This window comes from Acidimicrobiia bacterium, from assembly GCA_012959995.1.
Taxonomy (GTDB): Bacteria; Actinomycetota; Acidimicrobiia; order Acidimicrobiales; family MedAcidi-G1; genus MedAcidi-G2B.
On sequence record DUCC01000018.1, the window covers coordinates 1 to 15,009 of the forward strand.

Genomic DNA, 15,009 nt, shown 5'->3' on the forward strand with positions numbered 1-15,009 from the left:
GCCGGTCTCTGGGTTGTCGGCCCCGGCCAGTGAATACATGACCGTGTCAAGATCGGGCGAAATATGTAAACCGTGCAACACTGTGTCGTCGCCGGTGTTAACGATGGCCACGAGTTCGCTGGGCGGCTTAACCAAACGCAACCCCTTGAGAAAACGCGCTGCGCCCACCCCGCCAGCCAAGGTAACGATCACTGGGCTATCAATCTTTTAGCAAAGCAAGGTCGGCGTCGACCATGTCGGTCACCAGAGTGGTGAAGTCGGTCTTAGGGGTCCACCCCAGTTTTTCTTTGGCTAGCGAAGCATCGCCCACCAACAAGTCCACCTCAGCAGGGCGGAAAAAACGTTCATCAATGGTGACGTAATCTTGGTAAGACAAGTTCACCCGGCCAAAAGCCACCTCAAGAAACTCCCGCACCGAATGAGTTTCACCCGTACAAATAACAAAATCTTCAGGAGTGTCTTGTTGCAACATGAGCCACATGGCCTCAACATAGTCGCCGGCAAAACCCCAGTCACGTTGAGCATCAAGGTTGCCTAACGCCAACGAATCGGCTTGGCCTAAAGCAATCTGGGCCACGGCATTGGTGATCTTGCGGGTCACAAACTCTAACCCACGACGCGGGCTCTCGTGGTTAAATAAAATACCGGAACAAGCATAGAGGTCGTAGCTTTCACGGTAATTAATGGTGATCCAATGGCCATAAACCTTGGCCACCCCATAAGGGCTCCGCGGATGAAATGGAGTGGTTTCGGTTTGTGGAACCTCTTGGGCTTGGCCAAACATCTCGCTAGAACTGGCTTGGTAGTAACGAATGCCAGGGTTCACCATGCGGATGGCGTCAAGGAGCCGCGTCACCCCTAAAGCAGTGGTTTCGCCGGTCAGCACCGGTTGAGTAAACGAAGTCTGTACAAAAGACTGCGCAGCGAGATTGTAGACCTCGTCCGGTTGGAAGTCGTTAAGGGCCGCCATCAACGAGGTTTGATCTAATAGATCGCCAGGGATAAGAGTTACTCGATCAAGTAAATGGTCAATGCGCTCATGGCTTTGGGTAGAACTTCGGCGTACTAGGCCCGCGACCTCATAGCCTTTGGCCAACAAAAACTCAGCAAGATAAGACCCATCTTGGCCGGTAACCCCAGTAATTAATGCTCGTTTGGTCACGTAAATTAATCCTCATAAAGGCTGCCGACGGCAACCGGTTCGTTTATTCTGCCGGGGAAATCTGCAAACGCCAGTATTCAAGTAAATCAGTTAATGAATTTTTTAAGGTGGTCGACGGTTCCCACCCCGTATGAGAGTGAAGTTTGGTGGCATCACCCCGTAAATCAGGTAAATCAATCGGCCGCAACAACGCTTGATCCACCACCAAATCCATCGGGTGACGAGCCAAAGCCAACAACTGCTCAGCCACACTCTGCACACTCACCGACACCCCAGAACACACGTTGTAGGCCTCACCCGGGTGGCCCTCTGCGGCCAGCAGACGGTACGCCCGCACCACATCACGCACATCGGTAAAATCACGTTTAGCCGACAAATCACCCACCCGAAGAGTCGCCTCACCCGAAACCTCATTACGCGCAATACGAGCCGCCAACGCAGAACATACAAACTGCTCGCTTTGCCCCGGGCCCAAATGATTAAAAGCCCGCACCCGAATAACCTCTTGACCCTGACCCACAAAAGCCTGCTGAGCCACCAAATCGGCGGCCGCCTTCGACGCCGCATAAGGCGACACCGGCTGTAGCGGCGCCTGCTCAGAAAGAGGAAGATCCTCAGGACTTACCCGCCCATAAACATCCGCACTAGTCACCGTCACCACCCGGCGCACCCCCGCCTCACGAGCCGCCGCCAACACATTCAACGTGCCCTCCGCATTGGCCCGAAAAGTTGCCAACGGCTCCTGCCACGAACGACCCACATCGGCCTGACCCGCCAAATGATAAACAACCTCCGGCCGCTCGGCAGCAAACAACGCGGTTAAAGCCGCAGAATCCAACAAATCTGGACCACCGGTCGCCCGGTCAGTCCCCACCGGTTCATCGCCAAAATCAGCTAAATGAGCCAACAAATAATGGCCCACAAAACCCGCCGCCCCCGTAACCAGCGCTTTCACGAAGCCACCAACACCCAGAAAATATGCACACCGCAACACTAGACGGTGCTTGATCACTTCGGCACCCTCGGCGACGCTAGGGTCAAACTACCGTGGACTCCCCAAACCCACCGGAACAGCCGGACGAAACAACCACAACTGCCTCGGCTGACCCAATACCCGCCCCTGCCTCGACACCCGAACCCAGCCCCGCCACAACCCCACAAGTAAACGTAATCCTCGTCGCCCGCAAACCAGGAGAGTGGTTCGGCGAAGTACTCACCGCTCTGGCCGCCCAAGATCACCCCAACTACCAAGTCACCGTGGTCGACGCCAGCCGCCGCAGCACGCTGAGCGAACAAGTCAACGAAATACTGCCCGGCACCGAAATAATCCAAACCAAAAGCACCACCACCTACGGAGCCGCCACCGCCCTGGTGGCTGACCGGCCCACCAAACACCAATACCACCTGTTCCTCCAAGACGACCTGGTACTCGACGCCACCGCCCTCCGACGCATGGTCGAAGCAGCTCGCGACACCAACGCCGGCATCACCGGGCTCAAAACCCTCAACGGCCACAACATTGACCTCCTCGCCGACATAGGCGCCACCATCGACCGCTACGGCACCACCGTGCCCCGCCACGAACCCGGCGAAATAGACCAAGGCCAATACGACGCCGACCGTGAAGTATTCGTGGCCGCTGCCCCCGCATTACTGGTACGCACCGACCTCTACACGGCAGTTGGAGGGTTCGACCCCGCCCTAAAGCCCGCCGACGCCCCCACCGACCTGTGCTGGCGCGCCCGTCTACTCGGAGCCATCGTCGCCACCGCCCCCAACGCCGTAGGCCGCCAAATAGTAGTAAAAAAACAAGAAGAAAAAAAACGACACCGCAGCAACAACCCCGAACGCTACGGCCCCCGCCACCGCCTCCGCCTCACCTGGGCCAACCAACCCGCCTCCCGAGCTTTCCTGCTCACTCTAGAACTCCTCGCCGCCACCCTGGTCGGCGTGGCCTACGGGCTACTACGCGGCCGCTTCCACTACGTACAAGCACTCCTCGCCGCTTGGCTCTGGAACATCGGCCATTTTGGAAGCCTGCGCACCCGCCGCGCCCTGCTGCGCTCCCACCAAGGCGGCGGACACCTCGCCATGCTGGCCTGGGCCAACACCCCCCGGCACTCGTTTCGCCGCGCCGCAACCGGCCGTGCCCCCCTGGGCACCGGCAGCGAAGCCCCCACCCGGCTACGCCTACAAAGCCTTTGGGCCGCCCTTCTCGGCCCCGGCGGGCTCGCCCTCATGGCCGGCGCCGTCATCTTCGGCTTCGGCTCACGGCACCTAATCACCCGTGGCCTCCCCGCCATCGGGCGCTACCAACCCCTCCCTGCCGACCCACTCGACCTCATCAACGCCTGGCGAACCACCTGGCGAACCACCGCCGCCGGACTCCACGAAACCACCCCCGACGCCCTGGCCTTTCTGGGTGGCCTGAGTTGGCTACTACCTCTTGACTCCAGCCAAATATTGGCCCTCGCCGTGCTGGCCATGTTCCCCCTCGGCGCCCTCGGCGTCTGGCGCATGGTGCAACCCGTCGGCGGCGGAAGATCCCGCGCCGTCGCCGTCATTTTGTACCTCGCCCTACCTGTACCCTGGAACGCCCTCGCCGAAGGCCAATGGGCGCCCCTCGCCATCTACGCCACCCTGCCCTGGATAAGCCAACACCTGGCCCGCGCCCAAGGCGTCGTACCGTACGGCCAACGCGGCGGCCAACCCGGCCCCGGCGGCGGACTACGCAGCCTCTGGGCCGAAACCACCGCCACCGGCATGGTGTTAGTCCTCGCCGTCGCCTTCGAACCCACCGTGGTGATCCCCGCTGCCCTCGTAGTCGCCGCACTTTTTTTAGGCAGCATGGTAGCCGGCAGCATCGCCGGCCTCTGGAGGCTCCTGCTCGTAACCATCGGCGCCACCCTGCTGGCCGCCCTGATACACCTGCCCGCCACACTCGAAATACTCGACGGACGATCATGGGAAACCTGGTTCGGTCCCCAAACATGGACCACCGCCCAACACGGCCCCCAAAACCTGTTGCTCTTCAACACCGGAACCTACGGCTACCCGTTGCTCGCTGCCGCCTTCCTCATCATCCCCGGCGTAGCGCTCGTCACCACCAAAAGATGGTACCTGGCCATCGCCGTACGCTCCTGGTTTTTGATAGCCGGCGGATTCGCCACCGCCTACATCGTCGACCAAGGATGGTGGAGCCACGCCGCCCCCAGCGCCGAATTCCTGCTAGTGCCCGCCGGACTGGGCATCGCCTGGGCCGCCGCCGCAGGCACCGCCAGCCTCGGAGAACTCCTGGCCAACCGCACCGCCCGCCTGCGCTACCTCGGCTCAGCCACCATTGGCCTCGCCCTCATGTTGGCCATCACCCCAATAATCCTCGCCTCATTCGACGGCCATTGGGCGCTACCCGCCAAAGACTTCACCAGCACCATCCCCACCCTCATCGGCACCCAAGAACTCGACGGAACCCCCACCTCAGACCCAACCCAACGAGTGCTCTGGATAGGCGACCCCCAGTTGCTGCCCGCCGTCGGAGTAATGCTCGACCAACAAAACGCCCTCGCCCTCACCGATGGCTACCCCACCCTGCTCGACCAAGCACCATTTACCCTCGAAGCAGATAGCGCCCTCAACGAAATACGAAACTCGTTAACCACCGCCCTAACCGGTGGCACCAGCCGACTCGGCGAACAACTCGGCCAATGGTCCGTCGGACACATCGTGCTTGTGGAACGCTCCGCCCCCGCCCCCTACGGCAACACCGGAACACCCCTCAACCCCAACTACTTCGCCACTATGACCCGCCAACTCGACCTGCAACGCATAGAAGGACTCAACCGATCAGTCAACATCTTTACCAACACCGCAAACCAACCCATCCACGGCGTAGTGCGCGACGGCCGCGGACGCACCGTACCCGCCCGCACCGAACCACTTAACTACACAAAAATCGCCATCGAATCACCAGTAGACGGCGCCTACCGTTGGCGACTACAACCCGAAGAAAACTGGCAATTCACCCCCGGCCAAAACGCCGCCTCAGAAACCCAACCCGGCCCCCACGGCGAACCCACCATACGCATGGCACGCTCCGCCACCGGCCAACTCGCCCTCAACACCACCCAAAGCACCGCCCGCCGGACACTACAACTCGCCGCCCTAGCCGCCGTAGCCCTCGCAACCAGTTGGGCTCACGCCGGCCGCAGAGGAAAACGCCGATGAACGCCGTACGCCTTCCTGCCCTAGCTATCTTGCTGGCCCTCGCTGTCGGCGCCTTCGTGTTCGCCGAAACACCCAAAGAAGCAGTGATCGAAACCGCTGCCCCCACCGCCTACACCGAATTTTCACCCCCCGGCGACTCCGGCGACGTGTGGTTTTGCGTCGGACCCACCAGCCGCCTCGAAGGAATCGAAAACCGCACCATCACCATCACCAACCTGGCCGACCAACCCAACGAAGGCCTGGTCACCGTGGTCGACAACCTCGGTACGTGGAGCGAACGATCAATACAACTCGAAACCGGTGACCGACTCGAACTACGCACCGACCAACTGGTCGCCGAAGCCCAATACGCCGGCATCACCATCGAAGCCCCCCACGGCGGACTACTCGTAGAACAACAAATTGCCGCCAGCAACACAGCCGGTCAAGACCGGCAGCACTGCACCACAGCCACCGTACCCACCGGACAAATACCCTGGGGAACTACCGAACGGCCCGGCACCCGCCAAGTCATACTGTTCCACAACCCATTTCAAGCCGTCGCCGTCGTGGATCTCACCCTGCTCGGCGACCTCGACACCCGCCAAACCCTCGACGCACAAGGCCTCGTCATACCCGGGCGTTCCGTAGTGGCCTACGAACTCACCGAAAAACTCCCCGACTCACTCATCGTGTCAGCCTCGGCCACCGTACGCACCGGCCAACTCGTCATGACCGGACTACAAATAGCCGACGGCACCACCCCCTCCGGCCTCCAAGGGCTCGCCCTGGCCGCCAGCTCGCTGACCCTCAGCGGCGACCTCTTTTTGCCCGGAGCGGCAGAAGGACAAAATCACCCCACGGTGGTAGTGCAAAACCCCGGCGACACCACCGTCGAACTAGAAATCGTTATCCGCACCAACGACCAAGAAAACACCGTAGAACCCTTCGGCGTCATGCTGCGCCCCGGCCAACGCCAAGCCGTAGACCTTCACGCCGACGGGCGGCTAGCAGAAACAGGTGCTTACAGTATTTACGTACGGAGCCTTGACGCCCCAACCCTGGCCGCCGTTGCCGTAAACCGCCAAAGAGGAGCCGCTGACGAAGACGAGCCCCTCGGACCCGGCCTCACCGGCCTGCCAGCCATCAACTATGGCGCCACCCAATGGTGGGTAGACACCATCGGATCAACAATAACCCCAACAACCATTCTCATCTTCAACCCCGGGCTCGACAGCATCGCCACCGTCACCTTGACCACCGCCGCCGACCACCCCCTCCCCGAAGCATTCGAACTCGACCCCGGTGATCAGGTAGAACTCACCGTCGACGCCGACGTAATAATCGGCATCGGATCAACCGCCCCCATCATCGTGACCCGCCAACAACACAGCCCCCTCGGTTGGACCACCAGTTACGCCACCACCCTAGAAAACACCACCACCGCAATAACCCGCTAACCCCCACCTCCCGTCCCGCTTTTTAGTGGGAGCCGCAGCCTTTTGGGGTGGAGCCGGGGGAGCGGGCTTCGGCTAAGGAAGCCCAGAGGTGGGTGGCGGTTACTGGGCCGAGATGGTGGTCGACCACTACGCCTTCGGCGTTGACAATGGCCACCATGGGGACTGCTTCGATGCGGTAACGATCGTGGAGACCTTTGTCTCGCTTAGCTTCAACCTCTTGGACCACTACCTGATCGCTAGCCAGCGGCAAAGCACGGGTCAAGACCCCGGTACACGAATCGCAAGTAGTCGACGTAAACACCGCCACCAACCAAGCGGTCGAAGGATCAGAAAAATCAGCACGATCCAACTGCTCAGGGACCGACCAACCAGTACGCACCGGAGCATCCGACGGGCGCCGCTGCAAAAAAGTCGCCGCCAAACCAGCCACTACGGCCACTACGGCCAAAAGAATTAAGCGCTCAACCAAGAATTAATCAACCGGCGAAGACTCAACCGGCAGAGGCTCATCCGAGCCAGTAGAAGCAGGTTGAGCAGCCAAAGCCACCAAACGCTCCACCTCTTGGCCAGAAATAGTCTCATGCTCCAACAAAGCCCGAGCCACTAGATTCAAAGCGCTACGATTCTTCGTTAACAAATCACGACACCGAGACTCATGGAACACCAAAATGCGATGCATCTCCTCATCAATCTCTCGAGCCGTGACATCGCTGTAATCACGAGTCTGCATCAAATCGTCACCTAAAAATACTTGACCCTGGCTACTCCAAGCCATCGGACCAATACGTTCGCTCATACCCCACTCGCGAACCATTTTGCGAGCCAATTCTGTAGCGCCCTCCAAATCATTTTGGGCCCCCGTAGAAATAACCCCAAATTCCAATTCCTCGGCAATGCGCCCGCCCATACGGACCACCAAAGAATCCTCAATGTAATCCTGACGATAAATATGGCGCTCTTCTTCCGGTAACTGCATGGTCACTCCCAAAGCCATGCCGCTCGGAATAATGGTCACCTTGTGCAACGGGTCAGCGGTCGGCAACAGCGCCGCACACAAAGCATGCCCCGCCTCATGAAAAGCAATAGTCTCTTTTTCCGAAGCAGTCAAAGCCATCGACTCACGTTTTTGCCCCATAATGGTGCGATCCCGCGCCGCCTCCAAATGCTCAGCGGCAATAGCATCAAAGTTTTCTCGAACCGCAATCAACGCCGCCTCATTAATAAGGTTGGCTAAATCAGCGCCGCTCATGCCCGGCGTACCCCGGGCCAAAACGTCAAGATCCACATCATCCGCTAAAGACTTGCCCTTAGCATGCACCGCCAAAATATCTCGACGATCCGACAGTTCAGGCAACGGCACCACTACTTGGCGGTCAAAACGCCCAGGACGCAGCAACGCCGGATCCAAAATATCTGGCCGGTTAGTAGCCGCCAAAACGACAATGCCTTCGCTGGCTTCAAAACCATCCATCTCCGACAACATTTGATTCAACGTTTGCTCACGCTCATCGTGTCCGCCGCCCAAACCAGCACCCCGCTTGCGGCCAATAGAATCCAACTCGTCGATGAAAATAATAGCTCGCCCCATTTTGCGCGCCGTCTCAAACAAATCACGCACCCGGCTTGCGCCCACCCCAACAAACATTTCCATAAAGTCCGAGCCAGTCACCGACAAAAAAGGCACCCCGGCCTCGCCAGCAACTGCACGAGCCAACAAAGTCTTTCCTGTCCCCGGAGGGCCCACCAATAAAATACCCTTCGGTACCCGAGCACCCACCTCGGCAAACTTCTCCGGCTTCTTTAAAAAATCCACCACCTCGCGGATCTCTTGCTTCACCCCGTCATAGCCCGCCACATCATCAAAAGTAGTTCCCGGGTTCTCCGAAGAATACGTTTTGGCTCGCGACCGGCCAATAGACATCATGCCGTTCATCTGGCCCTGCGCCCGGCGGTTCATCCACACGAAAAATAAAATAATAAGCCCCACCGGCAACAACAAAGGCAACCAAGTAGCAGCAAAACCTGGCTGCGGAGTTTCGAAAATAACCGAGATCCCGCTATCGGTTAACACCTGACGGTCAACCGCCGAAAGCTCCAACGGGCCAGTAGTAGTAAAAGCCACCCCCTCGGAAGTACGAATCTCAATACGACCCGTCTGGTTATCGACCGTTACCTCAGTGACCTCACCATCGGCCACCCGAGCCAAAAACTGGTCATAGGGGAGGGCCTCAAGGTCCTCAGAAGGCTGCAAAAGTGGGTAAAGCAGCGTGGCCGCCAACAAACCCATGAGCATCCAAATGCCCCAACGAGGCCACCCTTTGTTGGCCTTAGACCCCGAAGGTTCTGAAGAAGGAGAAGATTTTTTTGCGCGATCAGCCATCCCCCCATGCTAGAGGAATACAAAGACGTTGCCCCTGCGCCCCCAACCAAGGGTTTCAGGTCGGTAGTGTTCGTGCGGTGAAAACACCCGAACCAACTTTCCCCACGCCAGGCTGCCCCTGGCGAGGAATACACATCGTTTCAGGGCTAATGATCTCCACGTTCGCTGCCGTATTTTTGGGCGGGCTCGTGCTGGTAATCGGCGGCTGGGAAACCACCGACACCCTGCCCCTCTGGGTAACCGCCGTCATGCAAATACCCCTCTGGGCAGGTCTACTTGGTGTGCCCTGGTGGGTCGTGCGGCGCCGCAAACTGTCATGGAAAAACGACCTGGGCTGGCAATTTCAAAAAAAAGATGTACTTTCCGGTCTGGGCATCGGCGTTTTAGCTCAAGCCGTTTTCGTGCCACTGGTCTACCTGCCAGTGATTCTTATTAAAGACGACCTTGACGTTTCCGGCCCGGCCCGAGAACTCATCAACCGAGCTCAAGGACTCGACATCATCCTCTTAGTGCTTGTGGTGGTAGTCGGCGCACCAATAATAGAAGAAATCTTTTTTCGCGGCGTAACTCTTCGCTCCTTCGAAAATCGATTCTCCCCCCGCACCGCACTGCTGGCCAGCGCCCTGGTATTTGGCTTAATCCACTGGCAGCCCCTGCAGTTCCCCGCATTATTTATGTTCGGGCTCGTGGCCGGAAAACTCACCCAAAAAGATGGTCGCCTCGGACGAGCAATTTGGGCTCACGTGGGTTTTAACGCCTGGACCGTAGGCATGCTGGTGCTTCTATGAACCGAGAAAGCATCATCGCCGCCTTAAAACGCATCTCGCTCACCGCCTGGGTGACCGGCAGCCTGGTCGCCCTCGCCACATTATTTTTGCTCTGGGTCATGAACCCCAACGGAGTATTGTTCTCGACCACCACCCCCACCGGCGGAGACCTGGGCGCCCACGTTTGGGGCCCGGCGTTTATACGCGACGAACTACTACCCAACTTTCGCCTCACTGGCTGGACCCCCGACTGGTACGCCGGGTTTCCGGCCTACCACTTCTACATGGTGGTCCCCATGCTGTTCATCGTGGCCGTCAACGTCGGCCTCGTGCTGCCGCTCGCCGTACCGCTCGTCATGGCCCTGGCCGCCGCCTCCGTGGTCTTAGTGCAACGCCGCCCCCAAGCCTGGGCCCCGCTCCTCGGCTTAGCGCTGGCCCTCATGGTTTTGATATGGCCCGTGCACTACGGATTGGCCTTCAAATTCGTCACCATGATCGGCCTAATAGCCATGCCGCTGGCCGGCTGGCTAATGGCTCGCCTGGCCGGGCTGCCCTTCCCGACCCCCGCCCTCATGAGCGCCGCCACCCTGGCCTTCATCTTCGACCGTTCGTTTAATATTTTCGGCGGCAACCTCATGTCGACCATGGCCGGCGAATTCGCTTTCGTGCTGGCCACCACCCTCTGCCTGGTGTATTTAGGCCTGTTAATCCGTGGCCTCGAAACACAAAAAGGTCGCACCTGGGCCGCCCTCACCCTAGCCCTCGTTGGCCTCTGCCACCTCTTGGTGGCCCTGTTTGCCGTTACCGCAACCGCAGTGGCCCTGGTGGTTTACCCCGGGTGGAAACGCCTGCGCTGGGTAATCACCACCGGCGCCCTCGCCGGGCTACTCTCCGCCTTTTGGGTGCTGCCCTTCTGGTGGCAACGCAACCACCTCAACGACATGGCCTGGGACAAACTGCCCCGCTTCCGCTCCTACCTCTGGGACCGCAGCGACCTGGCCGCCGACTTTTTAACCAACGACCCGCCGCTACAACTGGTGCTGGTCTTAGCGGGCATCGGCGCCATCACCTCGCTGATCTTTCGCCGCCGCCTCGGCCTCGTACTGGCGGGCAGCATCGGGGTGCTGGCCCTAGCATTTATCCACCTGCCGCCCGGCCGCCTCTACAACGGGCGTATTTTGCCGGCCTACTACCTCAGCGCCTACCTGCTGGCCGCCCTCGGGATAGCCGAATTACTGCGCCTGGCTGGCCGAGGTCTCGACGGGTTGCTGGCCAAACGCCAACAACCCGGAACCATTCTGGTGGCTATCGGATCCATCGCCGCCACCTTGGGGCTCATCGTGGCCCTCGGCATGCCCCTGCGAGCCCTACCCCTCGGCAACATGGACGGAAACACCTACCGGTGGATGGGCCTGGAAACCCAACAATTCAACCTGGGCCGCGCCTGGGTCAACTGGAACTTCGCCGGCTACGAAGGCCGCACCGGCGACGCCAACGGCGGGGGATGGGACGAACACCGCGCCCTGATCTCCACCATGGAAGCAGTGGCCGACCAACACGGCTGCGGTCGCCTGATGTGGGAATACAGCAGCGAACTGGTGCGCTACGGAACCCCCATGGCGCTCATGCTCATGCCGCACTGGACCGACGGGTGCATCGGCTCCATGGAAGGCCTCTACTTCGAAGCAGCCACCACCACGCCCTACCATTTCATGATGCAATCCGAACTCTCAGTGGGGCCCTCCCGCGCCCAACGCGGCTTGCCCTACCAATCGTTCAACATCAACGACGGTGTCGATCACCTGCAGCAATACGGGGTGCGTTATTACGCCGCCGAATCACAACGACCAGTCGAAGAAGCTCGCAACCACCCCGACCTCATCGAAGTAGCAACCACCGGGCCCTGGACCATTTTCTTAGTGACCGACTCTGCCCTCGTGGAACCCATGGCCTACGAACCCGCCGTGTGGAGCGACGTGACCCACGAAACCTGGTTGGACTCCGCCGCCGACGTATTCACCGAAGGACGAGCAGCCACCGTGCGCACAGTAAACGGCCCCCTGGCCTGGCAACGAGTAACCGCCGAAACGCCCCCCCAGCAGCGCCCCCTGGACCCAGTAACGGTAAGCGACATAGAGGTCGGTACCGACCACCTGAGCTTCACGGTGGACCAAATAGGGGTACCGGTCATCGTGAAAATCTCTTACTTCCCCAACTGGGAAGTCACCGGAGCAGACGGACCTTGGCGGGCTACCCCCAACTTGATGGTGGTTATCCCCACTGAAAAAAACGTGACCCTAACTTACGGCCGAACCGGTGTAGACAAATTCTCGGGGTTCCTCACCTTGCTGGGCATGGTGTTTTTGATAGCTATGTGGCGCCGCCCTGAACCAGAACTTGAGCCTCTGCTACCCGCTAAAGCCGATGAAAAACTCGACCAGTGGGTAGAGAAACGCCGCCAGCCAGCCCCAGAAACCGAGACAGATATTGAAAACGCTGAAGAACCCGGCAGCGATGAGTAACCGCCTGCAGCGCTTCGCCATGGTGGGCTTGCTGGCCACCGTGGTAGACGTGGCTGGCTTCGTGGTGCTCTATAAAGCTGGTTGGCCCCTCGTTTGGGCCGAACTGTTGGTGCTTAACGCGGCCGCCCTAGTGGCTTGGACCCTTCACCGTTCGGTCACCCTCTCTGACGACCCTTTTGTTCGCTGGATCGGTTCGCCCACCGTTTTCGGAGTCATGGTGGTAACTGCCGGGCTGGTTGACCTGATGACCATGATGATCCTCAGCCCGCAACGAACCTGGAGCGCTGCACTTTTTGCCAAAACGGTGGCAGTAGCCGCGGCCGCCCTGGTACGAGCAGCCGCCTACCGCATGGTGGTTTTTCGCATTATCCGCAACGAACAAGACCACCCCACGAACCGCCCCACCCCGCCGGGCCGTTACCGCCTCAGCGTGGTCATACCGGCTTACCGGGAAGCCGACCGCATCGGCCAAACCATTGAGCGGGTACGTAGCGAACTGGGCACAAAGATCGATGACCTAGAAATTGTCGTGGTCGACGACGGCTCCGGCGACCGGACCCCTCAAGCAGCGGCTAGTGCCGACCAAATAGTAGTGCTAGAAAAAAACCTCGGCAAAGGCGGTGCTCTACGGGCCGGCGTAGCAGCAGCCCAAGGCCGCACCATTGCTTTTACCGACGCCGACCTGGCCTACGCCCCGGCCCAAATAGTTGACCTCTTAGCCCAAATAGAAAACGGTCACGACTGGGTAGTGGGTAGCCGTCAACACGCCGAAACCCGCACCGTGGTGGAAACCGGATGGATGCGCCAAGCCGGCGGGCGCCTCGTTAACCTGGCCACCCACGTGCTCCTGTTAGGCCAATACCGCGACACCCAATGCGGCCTCAAAGCTTTTCGCTCCGACGTAGCCCAAGCGCTGTTTGCCTCCTCAACTCTCAACGGCTTTGCCTTCGACATCGAACTCTTCCACCTCGCCGAACGCTGGCGACTCTCGCTGGCTGAAGTACCGGTAGCAGTCGAACACTCCGAACGCACCACCGTGCGGGCCGCCCGCGACGGCCTGCGCTTGTTACGTGATATTTCTTTGGTGCGCCGCCAAGCCCGTCAAGGCCACTACCCGGCAGACCCCGGCCTGCCGCTAGGGTCCGACCACCATGCTTGACCCCACCGCAATCTTTAAGGCCTACGACGTCCGCGGTTTAGTACCCGAGCAATTTGATGCCCAACTGGCCCAAGCCATCGGCGGCGCATGGGCGCGTTTAGTACGTCAAAAAGAACCAGCCACCACCACGGTCATCGTGGGCCGCGACATGCGCCCCTCGGGCCCAGAAATGGTGGCCGCTTTCACCGATGGAGTCACCGCCCAAGGACTCAACGTGATCGACATCGGCCTGTGTTCTACCGACATGATGTACTTCGCCTCCGGCCACCTAAACCTGCCCGGCACGGTATTTACCGCCAGCCACAACCCAGCCGGCTACAACGGTATTAAATTCTGCCTCTCCGCCGCTCGCCCAGTAGCCCTCGACACCGGCCTTGACCAAGTACGAGACCAAATACAAGCCGGCGTACCAACCGGCCCCGGCGGGGGAGAAGTAACCCACCAAGACCTGCTGGCCGCCTTTGCCGACCACGTGTGTTCCTTCGTTGACCTGCCCAGCCTGCGGCCCCTAAAAGTCGTCGCCGACACCGCAAACGGTATGGGCGGCTTAGTGGTGCCTGCCGTATTCGCCCATCTGCCTTTCAAACTCGAAGTGCTTTACCCCGAACTCGACGGCACCTTCCCCAACCACCCAGCAGACCCTATACAGCCAGAAAATCTGGTAGCGCTACAACAACGAGTGCGAGAAACCGGAGCCGATGTGGGCTTGGCCTTCGACGGCGACGCCGACCGGGTGTTTCTAATCGACGAAAAATCCCAACCCATATCTGGGTCGCTGACCACCGCTTTGGTCGCGCAAAACATGCTGGCCCAAGAACCCGCAGCGGCCATCGTGCACAACCTGATCTGTTCAAACGTGGTCCCCGAAGTCATCGCCGAAGGCGGAGGACGGGCCGTACGCACCCGAGTAGGGCACTCATATATCAAAGCCATCATGGCCCAAGAAAACGCTATTTTTGGCGGCGAACACTCCGGCCATTATTATTTTCGCGACAACTTTTTTGCCGACTCCGGCATTATTGCTGCACTCATAATTTTGCAACAACTGGCCGGCGCCGAAGCCCCGTTAAGCGCTTTAATAGCACCATTCGAGCGTTACACCGCCTCAGGAGAAATCAACACCCAAGTAGAAAACCCCGCCCAAGTCATTGACCAAGTAGCCGCCCACTACGCCGCCCACCCCCAAGACCGCATGGATGGCCTGACCGTGCGTTTCGCCGATTGGTGGTTTAATTTGCGCCCTTCCAACACCGAACCCCTGCTACGGCTTAACCTTGAAGCAAACAACCCCACCCTTTGCCAACAAGGCATAGACGAAGTACGTCAACTCTTTACCAACCCGCAACCCTAGGAACA

General features: G+C 59.6%; 11 protein-coding genes. 6 read left to right on the forward strand and 5 right to left on the reverse strand.

Translation table 11 applies throughout. The annotated features are described in order from the left end of the window. The 3 genes from EYQ49_05235 to EYQ49_05245 form a co-directional block, all read right to left on the reverse strand. A partial coding sequence (locus EYQ49_05235) for a 2-phospho-L-lactate transferase (protein ID HIG25279.1) occupies nucleotides 1-192 on the reverse strand: 192 nt, incomplete at its 3' end. Between the two features lie 7 nt (nucleotides 193-199). Next, entirely contained in the window at nucleotides 200-1,162 is a 963-nt protein-coding gene (gene gmd / locus EYQ49_05240) for a GDP-mannose 4,6-dehydratase (protein ID HIG25280.1), read from the reverse strand. A gap of 43 nt (nucleotides 1,163-1,205) precedes the next feature. Next, nucleotides 1,206-2,174: an NAD-dependent epimerase/dehydratase family protein gene (locus EYQ49_05245; GenBank protein HIG25281.1), complete on the reverse strand. Its 969-nt coding sequence runs from the start codon at nucleotides 2,172-2,174 to the stop codon at nucleotides 1,206-1,208. 35 nt (nucleotides 2,175-2,209) lie between these two features. On the opposite strand from EYQ49_05245, the gene EYQ49_05250 reads away from it, so the two are divergent. Both EYQ49_05250 and EYQ49_05255 read left to right on the forward strand, forming a co-directional pair. Then, nucleotides 2,210-5,386 carry a glycosyltransferase family 2 protein gene (locus EYQ49_05250; GenBank protein ID HIG25282.1) on the forward strand — a complete coding sequence of 1,059 codons (3,177 nt, stop codon included), beginning with the start codon at nucleotides 2,210-2,212 and terminating at the stop codon, nucleotides 5,384-5,386. Continuing rightward, complete coding sequence (locus EYQ49_05255) at nucleotides 5,383-6,825, forward strand: hypothetical protein (GenBank protein ID HIG25283.1); 1,443 nt, start codon at nucleotides 5,383-5,385, stop codon at nucleotides 6,823-6,825. The genes EYQ49_05250 and EYQ49_05255 overlap by 4 nt, the downstream gene beginning before the upstream one ends. 22 nt (nucleotides 6,826-6,847) lie before the next feature. Here EYQ49_05255 and EYQ49_05260 read toward each other — a convergent pair whose 3' ends face one another. After that, on the reverse strand, nucleotides 6,848-7,294 hold the full coding sequence (locus EYQ49_05260; GenBank protein ID HIG25284.1) for a hypothetical protein: 447 nt from the start codon (nucleotides 7,292-7,294) through the stop codon (nucleotides 6,848-6,850). A 3-nt stretch (nucleotides 7,295-7,297) separates the two neighbouring features. Then, nucleotides 7,298-9,205, reverse strand: a complete 1,908-nt coding sequence (locus tag EYQ49_05265) for an ATP-dependent metallopeptidase FtsH/Yme1/Tma family protein (protein ID HIG25285.1) — start codon at nucleotides 9,203-9,205, stop codon at nucleotides 7,298-7,300. 77 nt (nucleotides 9,206-9,282) lie between these two features. Here EYQ49_05265 and EYQ49_05270 point away from each other — a divergent pair, with 77 nt between their 5' ends. From EYQ49_05270 to EYQ49_05285, 4 genes are read left to right on the forward strand one after another with little or no spacing between them, the layout of a single operon-like run. Then, a complete protein-coding gene (locus tag EYQ49_05270; GenBank protein HIG25286.1) occupies nucleotides 9,283-9,993 on the forward strand; it encodes a CPBP family intramembrane metalloprotease in 711 nt (236 codons plus the stop codon). Then, nucleotides 9,990-12,494: a hypothetical protein gene (locus EYQ49_05275; GenBank protein HIG25287.1), complete on the forward strand. Its 2,505-nt coding sequence runs from the start codon at nucleotides 9,990-9,992 to the stop codon at nucleotides 12,492-12,494. Before EYQ49_05270 ends, EYQ49_05275 begins: the two co-directional genes overlap by 4 nt. After that, complete coding sequence (locus EYQ49_05280; GenBank protein ID HIG25288.1) at nucleotides 12,487-13,653, forward strand: glycosyltransferase; 1,167 nt, start codon at nucleotides 12,487-12,489, stop codon at nucleotides 13,651-13,653. The genes EYQ49_05275 and EYQ49_05280 overlap by 8 nt, the downstream gene beginning before the upstream one ends. Continuing rightward, complete coding sequence (locus EYQ49_05285) at nucleotides 13,646-15,004, forward strand: phosphomannomutase/phosphoglucomutase (GenBank protein HIG25289.1); 1,359 nt, start codon at nucleotides 13,646-13,648, stop codon at nucleotides 15,002-15,004. Before EYQ49_05280 ends, EYQ49_05285 begins: the two co-directional genes overlap by 8 nt. Nucleotides 15,005-15,009: the final 5 nt, after the last annotated feature.

Excerpts from the sequence above, each read along its gene's own strand:
- EYQ49_05285 (HIG25289.1), top strand. The coding sequence starts at position 13,646 with ATGCTTGACCCCACCGCAATCTTTAAGGCCTACGACGTCCGCGGTTTA.
- EYQ49_05265 (HIG25285.1), bottom strand. The coding sequence starts at position 9,205 with ATGGCTGATCGCGCAAAAAAATCTTCTCCTTCTTCAGAACCTTCGGGG.
- EYQ49_05280 (HIG25288.1), top strand. The coding sequence starts at position 12,487 with ATGAGTAACCGCCTGCAGCGCTTCGCCATGGTGGGCTTGCTGGCCACC.
- EYQ49_05275 (HIG25287.1), top strand. The coding sequence starts at position 9,990 with ATGAACCGAGAAAGCATCATCGCCGCCTTAAAACGCATCTCGCTCACC.
- EYQ49_05255 (HIG25283.1), top strand. The coding sequence starts at position 5,383 with ATGAACGCCGTACGCCTTCCTGCCCTAGCTATCTTGCTGGCCCTCGCT.